The 16594-nt window shown below is 60.7% G+C and carries 20 protein-coding genes and 1 tRNA gene; 11 read left to right on the forward strand and 10 right to left on the reverse strand.

Annotated features, from left to right (window positions below):
- Positions 1–40: 40 nt before the first annotated feature.
- Positions 41–132: transfer RNA gene (locus VN623_RS03360), tRNA-Ser, on the reverse strand.
- A 277-nt stretch (positions 133–409) separates the two neighbouring features.
- Here VN623_RS03360 and VN623_RS03365 point away from each other — a divergent pair.
- On the forward strand, positions 410–928 hold the full coding sequence (locus tag VN623_RS03365; RefSeq protein ID WP_325568118.1) for a hypothetical protein: 519 nt from the start codon (positions 410–412) through the stop codon (positions 926–928).
- Positions 929–965: 37 nt separating this feature from the next.
- Here the strand turns inward: VN623_RS03365 and VN623_RS03370 are convergent, their stop codons facing one another.
- Positions 966–1238: a sel1 repeat family protein gene (locus VN623_RS03370; RefSeq protein WP_325568120.1), complete on the reverse strand. Its 273-nt coding sequence runs from the start codon at positions 1236–1238 to the stop codon at positions 966–968.
- A 414-nt stretch (positions 1239–1652) separates the two neighbouring features.
- Here VN623_RS03370 and VN623_RS03375 point away from each other — a divergent pair, with 414 nt between their 5' ends.
- Positions 1653–1910 (forward strand): hypothetical protein, encoded by a 258-nt coding sequence (locus VN623_RS03375; RefSeq protein WP_325568122.1) that lies wholly within the window; start codon positions 1653–1655, stop codon positions 1908–1910.
- Positions 1911–1936: 26 nt separating this feature from the next.
- On the opposite strand, the gene VN623_RS03380 is transcribed toward VN623_RS03375, so the two are convergent.
- Together VN623_RS03380 and VN623_RS03385 are read right to left on the reverse strand one after the other, a co-directional pair.
- Positions 1937–2602, reverse strand: a complete 666-nt coding sequence (locus VN623_RS03380) for a glutathione binding-like protein (protein ID WP_325568124.1) — start codon at positions 2600–2602, stop codon at positions 1937–1939.
- Between the two features lie 11 nt (positions 2603–2613).
- Positions 2614–3582 carry a quinone oxidoreductase gene (locus VN623_RS03385; RefSeq protein ID WP_325568126.1) on the reverse strand — a complete coding sequence of 323 codons (969 nt, stop codon included), beginning with the start codon at positions 3580–3582 and terminating at the stop codon, positions 2614–2616.
- A 185-nt stretch (positions 3583–3767) separates the two neighbouring features.
- On the opposite strand from VN623_RS03385, the gene VN623_RS03390 reads away from it, so the two are divergent.
- The 4 genes from VN623_RS03390 (at position 3768) to VN623_RS03405 (ending at position 6552) form a co-directional block, all read left to right on the forward strand.
- A complete protein-coding gene (locus VN623_RS03390; protein WP_325568128.1) occupies positions 3768–4208 on the forward strand; it encodes a hypothetical protein in 441 nt (146 codons plus the stop codon).
- 99 nt (positions 4209–4307) lie between these two features.
- On the forward strand, positions 4308–4838 hold the full coding sequence (locus VN623_RS03395; protein ID WP_325568130.1) for a DedA family protein: 531 nt from the start codon (positions 4308–4310) through the stop codon (positions 4836–4838).
- Between the two features lie 121 nt (positions 4839–4959).
- Complete coding sequence (locus VN623_RS03400; protein ID WP_325568132.1) at positions 4960–5121, forward strand: hypothetical protein; 162 nt, start codon at positions 4960–4962, stop codon at positions 5119–5121.
- A 57-nt stretch (positions 5122–5178) separates the two neighbouring features.
- Complete coding sequence (locus tag VN623_RS03405; RefSeq protein ID WP_325568134.1) at positions 5179–6552, forward strand: cytochrome P450; 1374 nt, start codon at positions 5179–5181, stop codon at positions 6550–6552.
- A gap of 439 nt (positions 6553–6991) precedes the next feature.
- Here VN623_RS03405 and gatB read toward each other — a convergent pair whose 3' ends face one another.
- Genes gatB through gatC form a run of 6 tightly spaced genes read right to left on the reverse strand, consistent with a single transcriptional unit; the run spans position 6992 to position 11354 of the window.
- The gene (gene gatB, locus VN623_RS03410; RefSeq protein ID WP_325568136.1) at positions 6992–8473 is read right to left on the reverse strand and encodes an Asp-tRNA(Asn)/Glu-tRNA(Gln) amidotransferase subunit GatB; all 1482 of its coding nucleotides are present in this window, start codon (positions 8471–8473) and stop codon (positions 6992–6994) included.
- Between the two features lie 39 nt (positions 8474–8512).
- Positions 8513–8809, reverse strand: coding sequence for a hypothetical protein (locus VN623_RS03415; protein WP_325568138.1), 297 nt, complete (start codon positions 8807–8809; stop codon positions 8513–8515).
- Positions 8799–9116, reverse strand: a complete 318-nt coding sequence (locus VN623_RS03420) for a chorismate mutase (protein WP_325568140.1) — start codon at positions 9114–9116, stop codon at positions 8799–8801. Before VN623_RS03420 ends, VN623_RS03415 begins: the two co-directional genes overlap by 11 nt.
- A gap of 38 nt (positions 9117–9154) precedes the next feature.
- The gene (gene gatA / locus VN623_RS03425; protein WP_325568142.1) at positions 9155–10654 is read right to left on the reverse strand and encodes an Asp-tRNA(Asn)/Glu-tRNA(Gln) amidotransferase subunit GatA; all 1500 of its coding nucleotides are present in this window, start codon (positions 10652–10654) and stop codon (positions 9155–9157) included.
- 4 nt (positions 10655–10658) lie between these two features.
- Complete coding sequence (locus VN623_RS03430) at positions 10659–11063, reverse strand: hypothetical protein (RefSeq protein ID WP_325568144.1); 405 nt, start codon at positions 11061–11063, stop codon at positions 10659–10661.
- Positions 11064–11066: 3 nt separating this feature from the next.
- Positions 11067–11354, reverse strand: a complete 288-nt coding sequence (gene gatC, locus VN623_RS03435; protein ID WP_325568146.1) for an Asp-tRNA(Asn)/Glu-tRNA(Gln) amidotransferase subunit GatC — start codon at positions 11352–11354, stop codon at positions 11067–11069.
- 223 nt (positions 11355–11577) lie between these two features.
- On the opposite strand from gatC, the gene ruvX reads away from it, so the two are divergent.
- From ruvX to dprA, 5 genes are all read left to right on the forward strand, one after another.
- Complete coding sequence (gene ruvX / locus VN623_RS03440) at positions 11578–12078, forward strand: Holliday junction resolvase RuvX (RefSeq protein ID WP_325568147.1); 501 nt, start codon at positions 11578–11580, stop codon at positions 12076–12078.
- 152 nt (positions 12079–12230) lie between these two features.
- Positions 12231–13205, forward strand: coding sequence for an aspartate carbamoyltransferase catalytic subunit (locus VN623_RS03445; RefSeq protein ID WP_325568148.1), 975 nt, complete (start codon positions 12231–12233; stop codon positions 13203–13205).
- Positions 13202–14536, forward strand: coding sequence for a dihydroorotase (locus tag VN623_RS03450; RefSeq protein WP_325568150.1), 1335 nt, complete (start codon positions 13202–13204; stop codon positions 14534–14536). The genes VN623_RS03445 and VN623_RS03450 overlap by 4 nt, the downstream gene beginning before the upstream one ends.
- 36 nt (positions 14537–14572) lie before the next feature.
- The gene (plsY, locus tag VN623_RS03455; protein WP_325568152.1) at positions 14573–15178 is read left to right on the forward strand and encodes a glycerol-3-phosphate 1-O-acyltransferase PlsY; all 606 of its coding nucleotides are present in this window, start codon (positions 14573–14575) and stop codon (positions 15176–15178) included.
- Positions 15165–16349, forward strand: coding sequence for a DNA-processing protein DprA (dprA, locus tag VN623_RS03460; protein WP_325568154.1), 1185 nt, complete (start codon positions 15165–15167; stop codon positions 16347–16349). Before plsY ends, dprA begins: the two co-directional genes overlap by 14 nt.
- Positions 16350–16594 lie beyond the last annotated feature (245 nt).

Below are 16594 nucleotides of genomic sequence, written 5' to 3' on the forward strand. Positions count from 1 at the left end.
CTCGCAGAAATCGGAATCTAAGCGGATATTGCAGAGCCCTTGGCGGAGACGGAGGGATTCGAACCCTCGATACGCTTTAAGGCGTATGACGATTTAGCAAACCGTTGCCTTCAGCCACTCGGCCACGTCTCCCCAATTCAGCGGGTCGGCACCCTATAGAGGGCGGACCGCGGCAATGCAAGCAAGGCAACCGGGCTCCCGAACAGCTTGTGCTGCCTCTGGTCGTGGCCGCAAAGTCGTCCTAGTCTTCTGAGAGCATTACTCTTCACGGGAACGGGGGACCGCTTTGGCTGTCCGTCTAAAATCGGCGCTTTGCGCGGGTGTCGTCACGTTGCTTTCCGCTAGCGCCGCGGCGAGCGCGGAAATTTGCGTCACATGCACAGGGCCGGACGCGAAATACGCCTGCGTGGTGAACACCTCCACCGCCGGCACGATCGATACGGTCGTCAAGCTTTACTGCATCACGGCACTTGCGAAGGCCGGACCGCATGCGAGCTGCGCCATAGATCGCAACACGAAGGCGCCATGCCAAGGCGTACGGAAAGAATTGCCCCTTCCCGGAGTGCTCGAACAAGCTCTCGACAATCCACAGGAACCGCAGACGGCGACGCCGGCCCTAAGTTCGCCGTCTCCAGGTGAACCCGGCGCCTTGCCGGCACATTCCGAAGCAGCGCCGCACGGGGCCGTCGATGCCGGTTCGCAACCAGCCAAGGATGCGCCACCGAAGACGGTTCAGGAAATGATGGAGAACGGCGCGAAGTCGGCGGGCGACGGCTTTTCCGAAACACAGAAGTCGGCCGGCAAAGCGGCAAAGTCGACAACCACCGCTCTCGAAAAAGCAGGCTTGGCTGTCGGCAGTGCGGCGAAAACCTCGTGGAAATGCCTGTCGTCGTTCTTCTCGAACTGCTCAAGCGGTTCGTCGGAATAGACGGCAGCCAAAGAACGTTAAACTCGTCGCACGATTCTCAGTGAACCGACGTGAGCCATTCGCGGGCGAGCTTCTGCGCCTGCACGATTTCGGACTTGCTCATGTCGCGCGCAACTTCGAGGCGGTAACGCTTCGCGTCGTCATTGCCTCGCATGGCGGCGATGTTGAACCACTTGTGAGCCTGGATCAGGTCGACAGTTCCATCGCGGCCAGTACTACAGCTGAGACCGAGTTCGAACAGGGCGTCAGGTTGACCTCCCTGTGCCGCAAACTCGACCGTCTCACGCGAAGACACGTCCATACGTGCCATTTTAACATACTCCAAACGAGCCGCTACTACGCCCATGATGGTCGCGAGTGGCTGAGCCATGCGCGGACCAGATCGATGTCACTGCGCTTCCGAAACATGACATCGGATTGATGAAAACTCGTAAAAAGCCGAGCAAAAACATTGTAACCTTTGCACAATCAATGTTTCAGCTCTCGTATCCCGTGACCGAAATCGGCACGATTTTTCCGGAATAACCCGTTCGCTTACGCGCCCTTAAGGGCGGTTGCCATTTCTGGCTAACCATGTTCGAATTGGCCGGTCGGGGCATCTCAAGAATGAGCGGTTCGGAATCGTGTTCAGGCAAGGTTCAGTCTTGCGCTGATAACCATAATCGATGGCCCCCAAGCGGGGTCAGTCACGACGCCTGAACCGTGGGGGACAACGGGGCACACTATGATTTGCCGGTCGCTAGTTTTAGCGAGTCTTCTCGCACTTGGGGGCTGCGCGCAGCAAGGCGTTACGCGTCCGACCTATCTCGGGTTGTCGGATATTGCCTCCGATGCCGAAGCGTCACCAGAGCCGGTTTCGGGCCAGCAGTCGGAAGCCTTGCGCCACGTCCAGTCGAACAAGGTTTTGGGCGCAATGGCGTTTCAGAGAGTGACAGGCCGGACGGTCGACCCGAGCAGCCTGAGCGGCAGCGGCCGGGAATAAAGCTTTAGGCAAGCTTCGGAGGACGCTCACGCCTTGGCGCGCGACGCATCGGCTTTCTTCAGGGCCAAGCCCTTGATAACTGCCGGACGCGCCGCGATGAGATCAAGCCAACGCTCGACGTTTGGAAATTTCTTGATGTCCTGGGCCAGAGCTTCCCAGGTACGTACCCACGGAAAACTTGCGATGTCGGCGATCGAATAGGCGCCGGCGAGATACGGCCGATCGCTCAACCGCTTGTCCATCACGCCGAAAAGCCGCTCGACCTCTTTCCTGTAGCGCTCGATGGCATACGGTATCTTTTCCGGCGCCGTGCGGCGGAAATGATTGCTCTGTCCCGCCATCGGCCCAAGCCCGCCCACCTGCCAGAAGAGCCATTGGTCGACATCGGCCTTGGCACGTTCGCTGGAAGGATAGAGGGCGCCGAATTTCCGGCCGAGATATTGCAGAATTGCGCCGGATTCGAAGACCGCCAGAGGCTGTCCGTCCGGACCCTCCGGATCGACGATCGCCGGAATGCGATTATTCGGAGAGACCGCGAGAAACGCCGGGGCGAATTGCTCCCCCTTGTTGATATCGATGAACTCGACGCGATAGGGCGCCCCAATCTCTTCGAGCATGATCGAAATTTTGAAACCGTTCGGCGTCGTCCAGAAGTAAAGGGTGATCGGCTCTTCTTGTCCTTCGTCCAGCATGTCAATCTTTCTTATGGAACGAGTATGATCGAGCCGGTGGTTCGCCGTGCCTCGAGATCGCGATGGGCGCTCGCGGCATCACGGAGCGGATAACGGTGATTGATCGAGATTTTGATTTTGCCGCTCGACACCATCTCGAAAAGTTCAGCGGCGTTCTGTTCAAGATCCTCCCTTGTCGCGGTATATGCGAAAAGAGACGGGCGCGTGGCGAAAAGCGAGCCTTTCAAAGCCGTTAATTCGAAGGGCGGCACCGGCCCCGACGAATTGCCGAAGGAGACCCACAGGCCTTTCGACTTCAGGCAATCGAGCGATTTCGGAAACGTATCTTTGCCGACCGAGTCGTAGACAACATCGCAGCCGCGTCCGTCGGTCAGCTCTTTTACCCGCGCGACGAAATCCTCGCGCTTCGTGTTGATGGCATGCGTGCAGCCGTTGGCCTTGGCGAGCTCGGCCTTTTCATCGGAGCCCACCGTGCCGATGATTGTTGCTCCAAGTGCGTGCCCCCACTGACAGGCGATGAGGCCGACGCCGCCCGCCGCCGCGTGGAGCAGCATGACGGTTTCGGAATTGACCTTGTATGTCTCGCGCAGCAGATAGCGGACCGTCATGCCCTGCAGCATCATCGCGGCAGCCGTCTCATAGGCGATGCCTTGCGGCAGCTTCACGAGCTTGTCGGCGGGGACCAGCCGCTCTTCTGCGTAACCTCCCGGAGCGCTCGCGTAGGCGACCCGATCGCCGATTTTCAGCGCCTCGACATTGGGACCGACTGCGACAACCTCGCCCGCACCTTCCGAACCAAGCGTCGCCGGAAAGCTCGCCAGTTTATAGAGCCCGCTCCGCTGGTAGATATCGATGAAATTGACGCCGATTGCGTGCTGGCGCAGCAGAACCTCGCCGGGGCCGGGTGTCCCGGCAGCAACGTCTTCAAAGGTCAACACTTCCGGGCCGCCATACTTATGCACACGAACTGCGTGGGTCATCGGCCAAGTCCTTTCAGGATCAGAGACGGAAAGACGGAATGAATGTAGTACGAGCATCGAATCCGGCTAGACGCAGAATTGCAATTCATTGCCTCGTTCTATAGCTGCCACGAGCCCGCCATGCTCGCTTCCTATCGCCAGATCGGAAATAGATTGGATTCGTCTTGCACATCCCTCCAAGAGCCGTGCGCATCAGTAAAACCATCGCGATCCTCGCGGCCGTTTCGAGCGTGCTAGCGGCGACAGGCTGCGGCGGCAACGACGCGGCCCTGGGTCAGGCACGCGGCCTTAAGTGCGTCGACGACACCAACGTCTGCATCAGTCAGCGCAAGGATGTCTTCGATTCCTACATGGCGGACCGATCGCGAGCCTGGGTACGACAACCCGCGGGCCCACATGAATATGCCTCGGGAGTCCGCCTCATGGCCTTCAGCAAGAAGCGCAAGGAATTGTCTTGCGATGAACTTGCCCATGCCAAGGCTGAAGCCGACCGCGGTCCATCCGCCTTGAGCGGCGGCGCCTATGCCGGACTGACGCCAGGTCAGATTGCACGCGCCGCCATGCTGTCCCGCGAAGTGTCACGCGAACTGGCCGGCGAAATTGCGCGCAGGTGCGGGAGGCCTTGAAGGACGATTAGGTATTCTCTACCTGCCGAAGGCGGTGCACGGTAACCATATAAATCTTCGACCCTCGAACGGACGTCCCGCCCAACTCGAAAGTCTCTCATGAGCGTGCAAGATTTTGTCGATGTGATCGTCACGTTCGTGCGGGCACACGAAGCCTGGGCCGGTCCAGTCGCATTTCTCGTCGCGTTCCTGGAGAGCTTCTGCTTTCTTTCGATCCTCTGGCCGGGCACCGCCATCTTGATCGGCGTGTCGGCGTTGCTCGCCCGAAGCGGCGTCGAATTGAGCGTGCTTTGGCCCGCCATTGTCTGGGCCGGTATTGGCGGTTCGCTCGGCTACGCCATCTCGTATTGGATCGGCCTTTACTACAAGGACGGCATAAAAGAGCTCTGGCCCTTCAACCGCAATCCGGCGATTATCGAGCGCGGCCAGGTTTTTTTTGACAAGTGGGGGGCCATCGGCGTCTTTTTCGGGCACTTCTTCGGACCGGTCCGCGCCGTCATTCCGGTCATCGCAGGCATGTACGCTGTGCCGCAGTGGCAGTTCCAGCTGGCCAATATTCTTTCAGCATTTATCTGGGCGGCGGGCGTCATCGCACCCACCTATTTCGGGCTGAACTACCTGCTTAGCTGAAGCGAGAGCGCACCCCCGGGAGAGCTAAAGCTTGCGCCTTTGAGGATGATTGCGTAGAGGATCGCTCAAGTCGCGCAATCGCGCCGCACAAATTGCAAACAACGCCTCGGGGCCAAATTTCATGTCGAAGACGTCGCTGAAGAACATTCAGAAGCAAAAGAAGAAGGCCCGCCGCGTTATCGCCCGGCCGGCTCAGTCGCGCATTCAGGGCAACACTGCGGGTGTACGCAGCCGCCTGAAGAAGCTCGCCGGCAAGGCGCGCGCGAAAAAGGCTTCCGCCTAGGTCCAATTCGGTCGACGCCCACGTATACTACGTCTGCAGGCGTAGTTGGATTTAGACGTGCGCAATCTCACCGCAGCCGATGCCTTGTATCCGCCGACGGTGAAACCGTCCGTGCGGTCGCCGCTGCTGCTTCCGTTCATCGCCCGGTTCGTTCGCAATCCACTGCGGTCGCTGCCGCACACCGTCTACGAAGAATACGTCGCCACCTACGGAAAACGCCCGCTGGTCGCCTGGGTCACCGACCCGGCGCTGATCGAAAACATACTTCTCAAGGATGCAGAACGTTTCCCGAAGACGCGCCTAGATCGCCGTGTGCTGAAGCCCATCGTCGGTGAAGGACTTCTGACGGCGGAAGGCGACAGCTGGCGATGGCAGCGCAAGCTAGCGAGCCCCCTCTTCCGGCACAGCGAGCTGTTGAGCTATGTGCCGATCATGGTCGAAGCCGCCGACGAGCGGGTCGCGCGCTGGAAAGCGCACGGCACGGAATTCGTCACCGACGTCGAACGCGACATGACGGAGACGGCGTTTTCCGTCATCGCTCGCACGATCCTCGCAGGCATCAACGAGGCCGAAGGCGATGCCGTGAAGCGCGCCGGCCGTGCCTATCTCGATCCAATATCCTGGGAAGTTGCAGCAGCATTGTTGATGCTTCCGGAAAAGCTGTGGCATCCCGGCAAGCGCCGCATGCGCAGAGCCGCAGCTGACACGCGCGTCATCGTGCAGAACCTGCTCGATCAAAGGCGCAAGGCAGGTATCGGCGGTGACGATCTCGTGACGCGCATGCTCACGGCGCGAAATCCCGATACCGGCCAGCCGATGCCGGATGACAGGATCGTCGACAATCTGACGACATTCCTGCTGGCAGGGCACGAGACCACGGCCAAGGCGCTGACCTGGACGCTCTATATTCTTTCCCGTGCCCCCGAATGGCAGGAGCGTGTCCGCGATGAAATTCGCACGGTCGCCAAATCAGGACGCATCGGACCGCTGACGATTTCAAAGCTGCCACTGACGTCACGCGTTCTGAAGGAATCGATGCGGCTCTATCCGCCCGTGCCCGTCATTACCCGCGTGTCGACCGAAGATGTCGAGTTGGGAGGCAAGCACCTGCCGAACCCGACGTTGATCGTCATTCCAATGTACGCGGTGCATCGTCATCGTCGGCTGTGGACGGATCCAGACCGCTTCGACCCCGACCGCTTCCTGCCGGAGAACGAGGCCAAATACCCGCGCACACAGTTCATGCCGTTCGGCTACGGACAGCGTGTTTGCATCGGCTCGTCGTTTGCAATCCTCGAGGCAACGGCGATTCTTGCCACTTTATTGCAAAGCGTCCGATTTGAATGGGACGGCCGCCACGAGCCCGAGCCCGTCAGCCGCGTGACGCTTAGGCCAAAGGGCGGAATGCCCCTCATCGTGAAGCCGCTATAGCCGAACTTGGCGGCATCGGCGCGTTAGCACTTCGTTCACCGCGAGTTAGCGGATCGCAAATTTCAATCTTGAATTTGTCTCGCCCACATCAGCGGAACTGAAAATAGTCAGTGCTATGATTTGTCGCATGATGATATCGCCTCCCAAGGAGAGGCCAAAATGACAATGACAAAAGTACTGTATGTTGTGGCAGCTGTTGTTCCGTTTGGATGCATCATTCTTGCATGCGTCGGCATTTTTCACGTTGTCATGGTGGCAAAGCGCGAACGAAAGCAGCGCCAGCAAGCGCAGCTGGCGACGTGCTAGTTCGGACTCGAATCTGAAACTCCCCATTACCTCATGGCCGCCGCCCGAGGCGGCCATCCAGTCTGCCCTGCCTGGCCCTGGATGGCCGGGTCAAGACGGACCATGGAGCGGGAGCTGAGCGATTGCGCCGGCGTTAAATTCCGAGCTTGGCTTTCAGGATTTCATTGACGGCCGCCGGGTTGGCTTTGCCGCCCGTCCCCTTCATCACCTGGCCGACGAACCAGCCGAGCATCGAAGGCTTCGCCTTCGCCTGCGCTGCCTTCTCGGGATTAGCAGCAATGATGTCGTCGACGGCCTTTTCGATGGCACCCGTATCGGTCACCTGCTTCATGCCGCGCTTCTCGACGATCGCGGCAGGATCGCCACCCTCGCTCCAGACGATCTCGAACAGGTCTTTGGCGATCTTCCCGGAAATCGCGTTCGACGCGATGAGATCGACGATGGAGCCGAGCTGGCTGGCGGACATCGGGCTCGCCCCGATCTCCAGGCCTTCCTTGTTCAGTCGGCCGAAGAGTTCGTTGATGACCCAGTTCGCGGCGACTTTGCCGTCGCGGCCCTTGGCAACACTTTCGAAATAGTCGGCAGACGGTCGCTCCGCGACTAGCACGTCGGCGTCGTAAGCCGAAAGCCCGAATTCCTTGATAAACCGCGCCCGCTTCTCGTCGGGGAGTTCCGGCAGCTTTGTTTTGAGCTGCTCGACATAGTCTTGCGTCAGCTCGAGCGGCAAAAGATCCGGATCGGGGAAATAGCGGTAATCGTGCGCTTCTTCCTTGGAGCGCATCGATCGCGTCTCGCCCTTGGCCGGATCGAAGAGGCGCGTTTCCTGATCGATCTTGCCGCCATCCTCGATGATGTCGATCTGCCGCCTGGCTTCGGTCTCTATCGCCTGGCCGATGAAGCGGATGGAATTGACGTTCTTGATCTCGCAGCGCGTGCCGAGGTCGCTTCCGGGCTTTCGGACCGACACGTTGACGTCGGCGCGCAGGTTTCCCTTCTCCATGTCGCCGTCGCAAGTGCCGAGATAGCGAAGGATGCTGCGCAGCTTCGTGACGTAGGCCTGTGCCTGCTTGGAGGATCGCAAATCAGGCTTCGAGACGATCTCCATCAGCGCGACGCCCGAGCGGTTCAAATCGACGTAGGAATAATCCGGGTGCTGGTCGTGCAGCGACTTGCCGGCGTCCTGCTCGAGATGTAGCCGCTCGATGCCGATCATCATCGGCTCGCCGTCGACATCGATCTCGACTTCGCCTTCGCCGACGACCGGCTGCTTGTACTGCGATATCTGATAGCCCTGAGGCAGATCGGGATAGAAGTAGTTCTTGCGGTCGAAGATGCTCTTCAAATTGATCTGCGCCTTGAGGCCGAGCCCGGTTCGGATCGCCTGCGCCACGCATTCCCGGTTGATGACCGGCAGCATGCCGGGCATTGCCGCATCGACGAGCGAGACGTGGCTGTTCGGATCGGCGCCGAAAGCCGTCGAGGCGCCGGAAAAGAGTTTCGAGTTCGATGCGACCTGGGCATGAACCTCCATGCCGATCACGACTTCCCAGTCGCCGGTGGCGCCCGCAATCAGGTTCGCAGCCTTAGGCTTCACCGCGACCTTCTGAGAACTCATTTATCGCCTCCAGTAATAGCTCCGCAGAGCCGCGATGCGCTAAGAGCGCCTCAGCAAGTAGCCGGCACCGGCATAGGCGAAGCCCGCGACGAGTGACGTCACAAAGACTCCTCCAACAGCGCGGGCGAGCGTCGGCGTGTCCCAAAGCCTCAGCAGCGTAACAAGGTACAAGACCGCGACGCCGGCGGCCGCCCCGGCGAAAGCCGCGATCATGATCTTGCTCTTGTCGTCCGCCTTGCGGCCCATCAGAAACGCGACGATAATCGTGGCCGGGTTGAAGATGCCATAGAGCAGGACTTCGAGTAGCGGCACGTCCGGTTGAAATTCAGGACCCACGATTCGCTCCTGCTTTCCCCGATGCATCCTGCCCGTGCCGTAACTTTTCTTCTTCGAACTGAACGAACCAGCCGATCATGTTGCGCCATTGCGCCCCGACCATCTCGATCATTTCGGGCGGCAAATTCTTTTCCGCGGCGCGTTCCTTGACGCGATCGATGACCTGCTGAATGCGCCACTGCACGACCGCGCCTTCGCGCGTCGTCATCTTGAGCTGCCAGGCACGATCGACGTAGCCGAAACGCTCGGCGATCAAATCGACGAGCGTCGCGTCGATGCGGTCGATCTCGGTGCGCACTTCCGACATGTTAGCGCATTCCCAGGGCCGTTTAGGGTCCATCGTTGCTAGCCCTTCATCCACCACTTGGCCGGCACGGTGAACCGTCCGGCGGCATCTTCAATCACCTGCGCAGTACGAAACAGCGTCTCTTCGTCGAACGGCTTGCCGATGAGCTGCAGCCCGAGCGGGGTACCTTCCGAGGACAGCCCGCCCGGAACGGATATACCCGGCAGGCCCGCCATGTTCACCGTGACCGTGAAGATGTCCTCAAGGTACATCGCCAGCGGATCGCCCGTCTTTTCACCAAACGCGAACGCCGGCGACGGTGTCGTTGGAGTTAGTACGATATCGACGTTTTTCCAGGCCTCGTCGAAGTCGCGCTTGATGAGCGTGCGGACTTTCTGCGCTTTGAGATAGTAGGCGTCGTAGTAGCCTGCCGACAGCACATAGGTGCCGATCAGAATGCGCCGGCGAACCTCTTTACCGAACCCTGCCGCTCGCGTCTTCTCATAAGTATCGATCAGATTGTCGCCGCTCACTCTCAGGCCGTAGCGCATTCCGTCATAGCGCGCGAGGTTCGAGGAACATTCGGCCGGCGCGACGATGTAATATGCGGGAAGCGCATATTTGGTGTGCGGCAGCGAAATGTCGTGGATCGTCGCTCCCGCAGCCTTCAGCCATGCGACACCATCGTCCCAGAGCTTCTGTATCTCCTTCGACATGCCGTCGACGCGGTATTCTCTCGGTACTCCGACCCTGAGACCCTTGACACCCTTGCCGAGCACGGCGTCGTAGTCCGGCACCGGCGCGTCGACGGACGTCGTGTCCTTCGGATCGTGACTCGCCATCGACTTCAGCATCATCGCCGCATCGCGCACCGTTTTGGCGAGCGGCCCCGCCTGATCGAGAGACGAGGCAAACGCCACGATGCCCCAGCGCGAGCAACGGCCGTAGGTCGGCTTGATACCGACGGTGGCGGTCAGCGCCGCGGGCTGGCGGATCGAGCCACCCGTATCCGTTGCGGTCGCCGCCAAGCAAAGCCCCGCCGCGACGGCCGCCGATGAACCGCCGGACGAGCCACCCGGCACCAGCTTGTCGGTCGACACTTTTCCGTCTTTGCCTTTGCGCCGCCACGGATTGACGACGTTGCCGAACGCACTCGTCTCATTCGAGGAGCCCATTGCGAACTCGTCGTTGTTGAGTTTGCCGAGCATCACCGCGCCGGCATCCCAAAGATTCTGGCCGACCGTCGATTCATACGTCGGCTTGAAATCGTCGAGAATTTTCGAGCAGGCGGTCGTGCGGATGCCGTTGGTACAGAAAAGATCCTTGTTGCCGATCGGAAGTCCTTCGAGCGGACGCGCCTTGCCCGCAGCGATCCGCTCGTCGCTGGCTTTCGCTTGGGCACGCGCGTGCTCCGGCGTCGGCAGCACATAAGCGTTGAGGGCCGGGTTAGCCTGTTCGATTGCACCGAGAAAGGCGTCCGTCAGCTCGAGCGCGGTAAAATCTTTAGCCTTCAAGCCGTCGCGCGCTTCGGCCATCGTCAGTTTCGTAAGATCCGTCACCGGTCTAGTTTCCCTTTAGCGCTTTACAGCGCTCATAAACGAGTGCCTCGCCGCCGCTCGAAACTTCGATGCGGTTAGCATCGAGCCGCCGGAACGTGATTGTCTCATCAAAGTTATCCGCGCCTTCGGAACACCGCATGTCGGCTTCGAAGGTGTCCGGCTTCACCTTGCGGATCGCGGTGAAATCGCACCCGCCTTCCCAGCCGCGCGTGCCTTCACGCGTCAGCTTCAACGGATACGTCGCAATGTTCGGCGCGGCGTCGCCTTTCTCGATGGCCTCGAGCTTCTTGCATCCCGTAGTCGGCGAATAGATGCCGGGTCCCACGAAATCGCCGTCTAGCTTGACGTCCGCGGCCTGGGCGGCGTGCATGCCAAGTATGCAGATGGCGATCAGCAGTGCCCGGAACATGTGCTACTCCACGACCTTCGGCACGACGAAATAATGATCTTCGACCAGCGGCGCATTGGCGATGACCTCGTCTGCGATCTCTCCGTCCGTCACGATATCTTCGCGCGACGTGAGGCTCTGCGCGACGACGCGCGTCATCGGCTCGACTGCGGCCGTATCAACCTCGTCAAGTTGCTTCACCCAGTCGAGAATGCCCGACAGTTCTTTCTCGAGACCCTTGGCTTCCGCGTCGCTAATCTTGATCCGCGCCAGGCGCGCGATCCGGCGAACGGTCGCTTCGTCGACCTGCATGGACAAATCCCTTCGGAGAAAATTCGGGAATGCGAGATGCTCTCTTACCCGCCCCGGCGGCTCCGATGCAACCGGCGCCGCGATCAGGCAACCCGGCGGGCGCGTCACCGGCCACTTGAGGCCACCGATCCAGCCCTGCCGACACCCGGCCTGATGTCAAATTCATCACGATGCTGCTAAGGCTAGCTCGTTTTCTACGCCCCCAAAGTCAGGCTAAAACCTAATGACCCCTTCGGCCACCCCCGAGCTATCTGGCCGCACCACTGAAGACCCTTTGGAATTCCTCGACGCCGCCGAAAGTTCGGGACGTTTGATCGGCATCGATGGCGGCACGAAGACATTCGGCCTCGCCCTGTCTGACGTGACGCGCACCATTGCGTCCCCGCTCGAAACCATATGGCGAAGTAAATTCAAGACTGACGCTGCCCGGCTGTTGTCGCTCGCCGCCGAGCATGGAGTGACCGGGTTTGTCGTCGGCCTGCCTCGCAACCTCGACGGCACGGAAGGCCCCCGCGCCCAGGCGACCCGCGCCCTGGCGCGCAATCTCAACAAGCTCTCGCCTCTCCCGATCCTGCTTTGGGACGAGCGTCTGACGACGGCGCAAGCCGAGAGGATGCTCGTCGATGCCGATCAGACGCGAAAACGCCGCGGCGAGGTCATCGACAAACTCGCAGCCACGCTCATTCTGCAGAACGCGCTCGATCGCTTCCGCCGTCCGGCTTGAAGAGCCGGTTTGCATATGACTAAGACTTCGCGCCGGCCGCCCTCGGGACGACTCCAGATTTCACGTGCCGTTAAGCGGATTCTCTTTATCCCGCATTATCCCGCGAGGCACCCTTGCAGGGTTGGCAAACTCCCCCTATAGAAACCACTTTAATGACCCCGAAACCGAATTCGAACGCGTTGAAGACTTTTCCGCGGCGCCATTTGCTGACCTGCGAAGGCTTGTCGGCAAACGAAATCAATTTCCTTCTCGATCTTGCCGACAAGGCCGCCGACCATATCCGCCAGAACGGCAAGAAGCGCGACGTCCTCACGGGGCGCACGCTAATCAACCTCTTCTTCGAATCCTCGACCCGCACGCAGGCCTCATTCGAAATGGCCGGCAAGCGGCTCAGCGCCGACGTGATGAACATGAACGTCGCGGCGTCCTCGGTCACGAAGGGCGAAACGCTGATCGACACCGCCGTGACGTTGAACGCAATGCGCCCCGACATCATCGTCGTACGTCATCACGCAGCCGGTGCGGTGGAACTTCTCTCGCAAAAGGTTGATTGCTCGGTCATCAACGCCGGCGATGGCGCCCACCAGCATCCGACGCAGGCGCTTCTCGATGCCTTGACCATACGCCGCGCCAAGGGGCGCATCGCGGGACTGACGGTTGCGATCTGCGGCGACGTTCTGCATTCGCGCGTGGCGCGGTCGAATATCGACGTTCTGAACGCGCTCGGCGCCCGCGTCCGCATCGTTGCACCCTCGACGCTTCTGCCGTCGTCGCCCCAGCGCCTCGGCTGCGAAGTGTTCACGGACATGTGGAAAGGTATCGACGGCGTCGACGTCGTGATGATGCTGCGTCTGCAGCGCGAGCGGATGGATGCCTCGCTGGTACCTTCGAGCCGCGAGTTTTTTCACTTCTTCGGCCTCGACCACGAGAAGCTGGCGCGCGCCAAACCTGACGCGCTCGTGATGCACCCCGGCCCGATGAACCGCGGTGTCGAGATCGCTTCGACCGTCGCCGATCACTCCCGCTCCGTCATTCGCGAGCAAGTGGAAATGGGCGTCGCGGTCCGCATGGCCGTTCTGGAAGCACTATCCGCCCACCTCCCGGGTTTCGCGGAGGACGCCTTATGAGCAAGTCGATCGAAAAGCCGAAGACCGTCGGCAAGGCAACCGTTTTCATCAACGCCCGCCTGATCGATCCGGGCTCCAATCGCGATGAACCCGGCGGCTTGCTTGTCAAGGATGGTCTCATCGCCGATATCGGCGGCCATCTGAGGCGTAATGCGCCGGAAGGCACGACGGTCATCGACTGCAAGGGCAATGTTCTGGCTCCCGGCTTGATCGATGCCCAGGTGTTCACCGGCGAGCCCGGCTACGAGCACCGCGAAACGTTGAAGACGGCCAGCCACGCCGCCGCCGCCGGTGGCGTGACGACGATCGTCGTGATGCCCGAGACCAATCCCGTCATCGATCAGGTGGCGCTCGTCGATTTCATCCAGCGCCGCGCCCGCGACAATGCCCTCGTTCACGTTCACACGATGGCGGCGATGACGAAGGGTCTCAAGGGCGACGAGATGACCGAAATCGGTCTGTTGAAACGGGCCGGCGCAGTGGCTTTCTCCAACGGCAAGTCGAGCATCGTCAACACGCGCGTGATGCGCAACGTGCTGAACTACGCCAAGGATTTCGATGCGCTCGTCGTCCACCACACCGAAGACCCCTATCTTTCGGGTAATGGGGCGATGAATTCGGGAGAGATTGCCGCCCGTCTCGGACTACCCGGCGCTTCTAAAATTGCCGAGACGATCACGCTCGAGCGCGACGTGCGGCTCGTCGAAATGACCGGTGCGCGCTATCACGCACCGACCATCAGCTGCCGGGAAAGCCTCGAAGTCATCAAGAGCGCCAAGGCAAGGAAGCTGCGGGTCACGTGCGGCGTCTCGATCAACCATTTGACGCTCAACGAAAACGACATCGGACCCTACCGCACCTTCTTCAAAGTCCGCCCGCCGCTCCGTCGCGAAGAAGACCGCGTGGCGATGGTGCAGGCCCTCGCCAACGGCGATATTGATGTCATCGTTTCAAGTCACGATCCGCAGGATGCCGACACCAAGCGGCGGCCATTTGCCGAGGCGGCCGATGGCGCCGTCGGTCTCGAGACGCTGCTTTCGGCGGCGCTGCGGCTCGTACACTCCGGCGACGTGACGCTGGCGACCATGCTCAAGGCATTGACGATCAACCCAGCGCGACTGCTCGGATTGCATAGCGGGCGTCTAGTGAAAGGTGCCATCGCCGATCTCGTGCTTTTCGATCCCGGTGAGCCGTGGGTCGTCAACAAAGATCTGCTGCGCTCGCGCTCGAAGAATACGCCGTTCGACGAAGCAAAAATGCAAGGGCGCGTCCTTAGAACGATGGTTGCCGGCGAAACGGTCTATGAATACGCTGGCGTCGAACGCACGTAAGTTCGATCCCGGCAGGTCTCGCGGAACTAATCGTTGATGGAATTTTCGTCATCCTTCGAGACGCTGGCGATCGCATTTGGCGTCGGCTACCTGCTTGGCTCCATTCCCTTCGGCCTGCTTTTCACGCGCGCCGCAGGCCTGGGTGACGTCCGCCGGATCGGTTCTGGCAACATCGGCGCGACGAACGTGCTTCGAACGGGACGCAAAGGCATCGCGGCGGCGACGCTTCTGTTCGATGCCGCAAAAGGCGCAGTCGCGGTGCTGGTCGTGCACCACTATTTCGGACAGGGACCCGCAATCTTGGCCGGCCTCGGCGCGTTCCTCGGCCACGTTTTTCCGGTGTGGCTGAAATTTAAAGGCGGAAAAGGCGTTGCAACGTATCTGGGCGTGCTGCTCGCGACGGTCTGGCAGGCGGCCGCGGTGTTTGCAGCGGTATGGCTGGCCGTCGCCGCAGCGACCCGGATCTCGTCCCTCGCGGCCATGGTCGCAACGATCGCTGCGCCGATCGCCGTCTATGCTTGGGGATCGAAAGAATTTGCCATGGTCGCAGCGCTGATAAGCGTGATCATCCTGATAAAGCATCGCGGCAATATCCGTCGTCTCATGGCGGGAGAGGAGCCGAGGATCGGTGCCGAAGCTTGAACAGCCGCTTCTCTTCAAACCGGCGCCGCTACCGACCGCAGAACTTTCCGCGGACGAGAGGCTGGCCTGCTTGAGATTGATCAGGTCCGAAAACGTCGGACCCGTGACGTTTCGAGAGTTGATCAATCGCTTTGGCGGCGCGGCGCGCGCGCTTGAGGCTCTTCCTGAACTTTCACGGCGCGGCGGATCCCGCCGGCCGATCCGCCTCTGCCCAAAGTCCGACGCCGAGAGAGAACTGGAGGCAGCAGAGCGCGTCGGTGCGGTTCCCGTGTTCACGATCGAACCCGATTATCCGGCGCTGCTAGCGCGCATCGAGGCGCCGCCGCCGATGCTCTACATCAAAGGACGGCGCGAACTGCTTAATTGCGCCGCGGTCGCCATCGTCGGATCGCGGCAGTGCTCCGCCGCCGGCGTGCAATTGACGCGACGTTTCGCAAATGAGCTTGCCGAAGCCGGGTTCGTCATTGTCTCCGGCCTTGCCCGCGGCATCGATCGCGCCGCCCACGACACAGCGCTGAACCGCGGTACGGTCGCTGTTCTCGCTGGCGGCATCGACTGGATTTATCCACCCGAACACGCCGAGCTTCAGCAGCGGATCGGCATAGAAGGCTGTCTCGTCACGGAGCGGCCTCCGCGCTTCCAGCCTCGCGACAAGGACTTTCCTCGGCGGAACCGAATTATCGCGGGCCTAGTGTACGGCGTCGTGATCATCGAAGCGGCAACGCGGTCGGGCACGCTCGTCACGGCGCGCTATGCCAACGATCTCGGACGCGAGGTCTTCGCACTTCCCGGCCATCCTCTCGACCCGCGCGCCGAGGGCACAAACCGCCTCATCAAAAGCGGCGCAACATTCGTCACGGCGCCCGAAGATGTTGTCGAAGTGCTGCGCCCGATCATGGGTTTGCAAGAGCACCGCGCCGACTACACTCTGCCCGTCGATACGACACCGAACGAAACGAGCCGTCAGCCGCCGTCGGGCACCACCGCTCCCGGTGGCGATCAGATAAACATCGTTTTGACGGCGTTGGGACCGGCGCCTGTGGCCATCGATGCGCTCTCCCGTGCCACTGGCCTCAGCGTCCAGGACGTTCAGATCGCACTTCTGGAACTTGACCTGGCCGGTCGCATCGAGCGTCAGGGTCACAGCCTCGTGGCGCTGAAAGGTGGGTAGAAGATGTACTACGGCCTGCCACTGAGCGATTCCTCAAGGGCCTCGGCGCGAGACAGTGAGATAAGGTCTGCTAGCTTCTCACAGCCCTCCCGCTCGGCAAGAACCTGGAGTTCGCTCAGCAGATCAGCAAGATATTCAAGACGTTCTCGCCGCTCCGAAGCCAATGATTGAGACCGGTCGCTCACGCAACCCTTGCAATTTCCTCAAGACGCGCCTCATCAAATCTGCGCCGAAACGATAACTCA

Source organism: Hyphomicrobium sp. (assembly GCF_035572195.1).
Lineage (GTDB): Bacteria > Pseudomonadota > Alphaproteobacteria > Rhizobiales > Hyphomicrobiaceae > Hyphomicrobium_B.

Bases quoted from the DNA above. Each gene is read 5' to 3' on its own strand.
- VN623_RS03370 (WP_325568120.1), bottom strand. From the start codon at position 1,238: ATGGCACGTATGGACGTGTCTTCGCGTGAGACGGTCGAGTTTGCGGCA.
- VN623_RS03375 (WP_325568122.1), top strand. From the start codon at position 1,653: ATGATTTGCCGGTCGCTAGTTTTAGCGAGTCTTCTCGCACTTGGGGGC.
- VN623_RS03380 (WP_325568124.1), bottom strand. From the start codon at position 2,602: ATGCTGGACGAAGGACAAGAAGAGCCGATCACCCTTTACTTCTGGACG.
- VN623_RS03385 (WP_325568126.1), bottom strand. From the start codon at position 3,582: ATGACCCACGCAGTTCGTGTGCATAAGTATGGCGGCCCGGAAGTGTTG.
- VN623_RS03395 (WP_325568130.1), top strand. From the start codon at position 4,308: ATGAGCGTGCAAGATTTTGTCGATGTGATCGTCACGTTCGTGCGGGCA.
- VN623_RS03400 (WP_325568132.1), top strand. From the start codon at position 4,960: ATGTCGAAGACGTCGCTGAAGAACATTCAGAAGCAAAAGAAGAAGGCC.
- gatB (WP_325568136.1), bottom strand. From the start codon at position 8,473: ATGAGTTCTCAGAAGGTCGCGGTGAAGCCTAAGGCTGCGAACCTGATT.
- VN623_RS03420 (WP_325568140.1), bottom strand. From the start codon at position 9,116: ATGTCGGAAGTGCGCACCGAGATCGACCGCATCGACGCGACGCTCGTC.
- VN623_RS03430 (WP_325568144.1), bottom strand. From the start codon at position 11,063: ATGTTCCGGGCACTGCTGATCGCCATCTGCATACTTGGCATGCACGCC.
- gatC (WP_325568146.1), bottom strand. From the start codon at position 11,354: ATGCAGGTCGACGAAGCGACCGTTCGCCGGATCGCGCGCCTGGCGCGG.
- ruvX (WP_325568147.1), top strand. From the start codon at position 11,578: ATGACCCCTTCGGCCACCCCCGAGCTATCTGGCCGCACCACTGAAGAC.
- VN623_RS03445 (WP_325568148.1), top strand. From the start codon at position 12,231: ATGACCCCGAAACCGAATTCGAACGCGTTGAAGACTTTTCCGCGGCGC.
- VN623_RS03450 (WP_325568150.1), top strand. From the start codon at position 13,202: ATGAGCAAGTCGATCGAAAAGCCGAAGACCGTCGGCAAGGCAACCGTT.
- plsY (WP_325568152.1), top strand. From the start codon at position 14,573: ATGGAATTTTCGTCATCCTTCGAGACGCTGGCGATCGCATTTGGCGTC.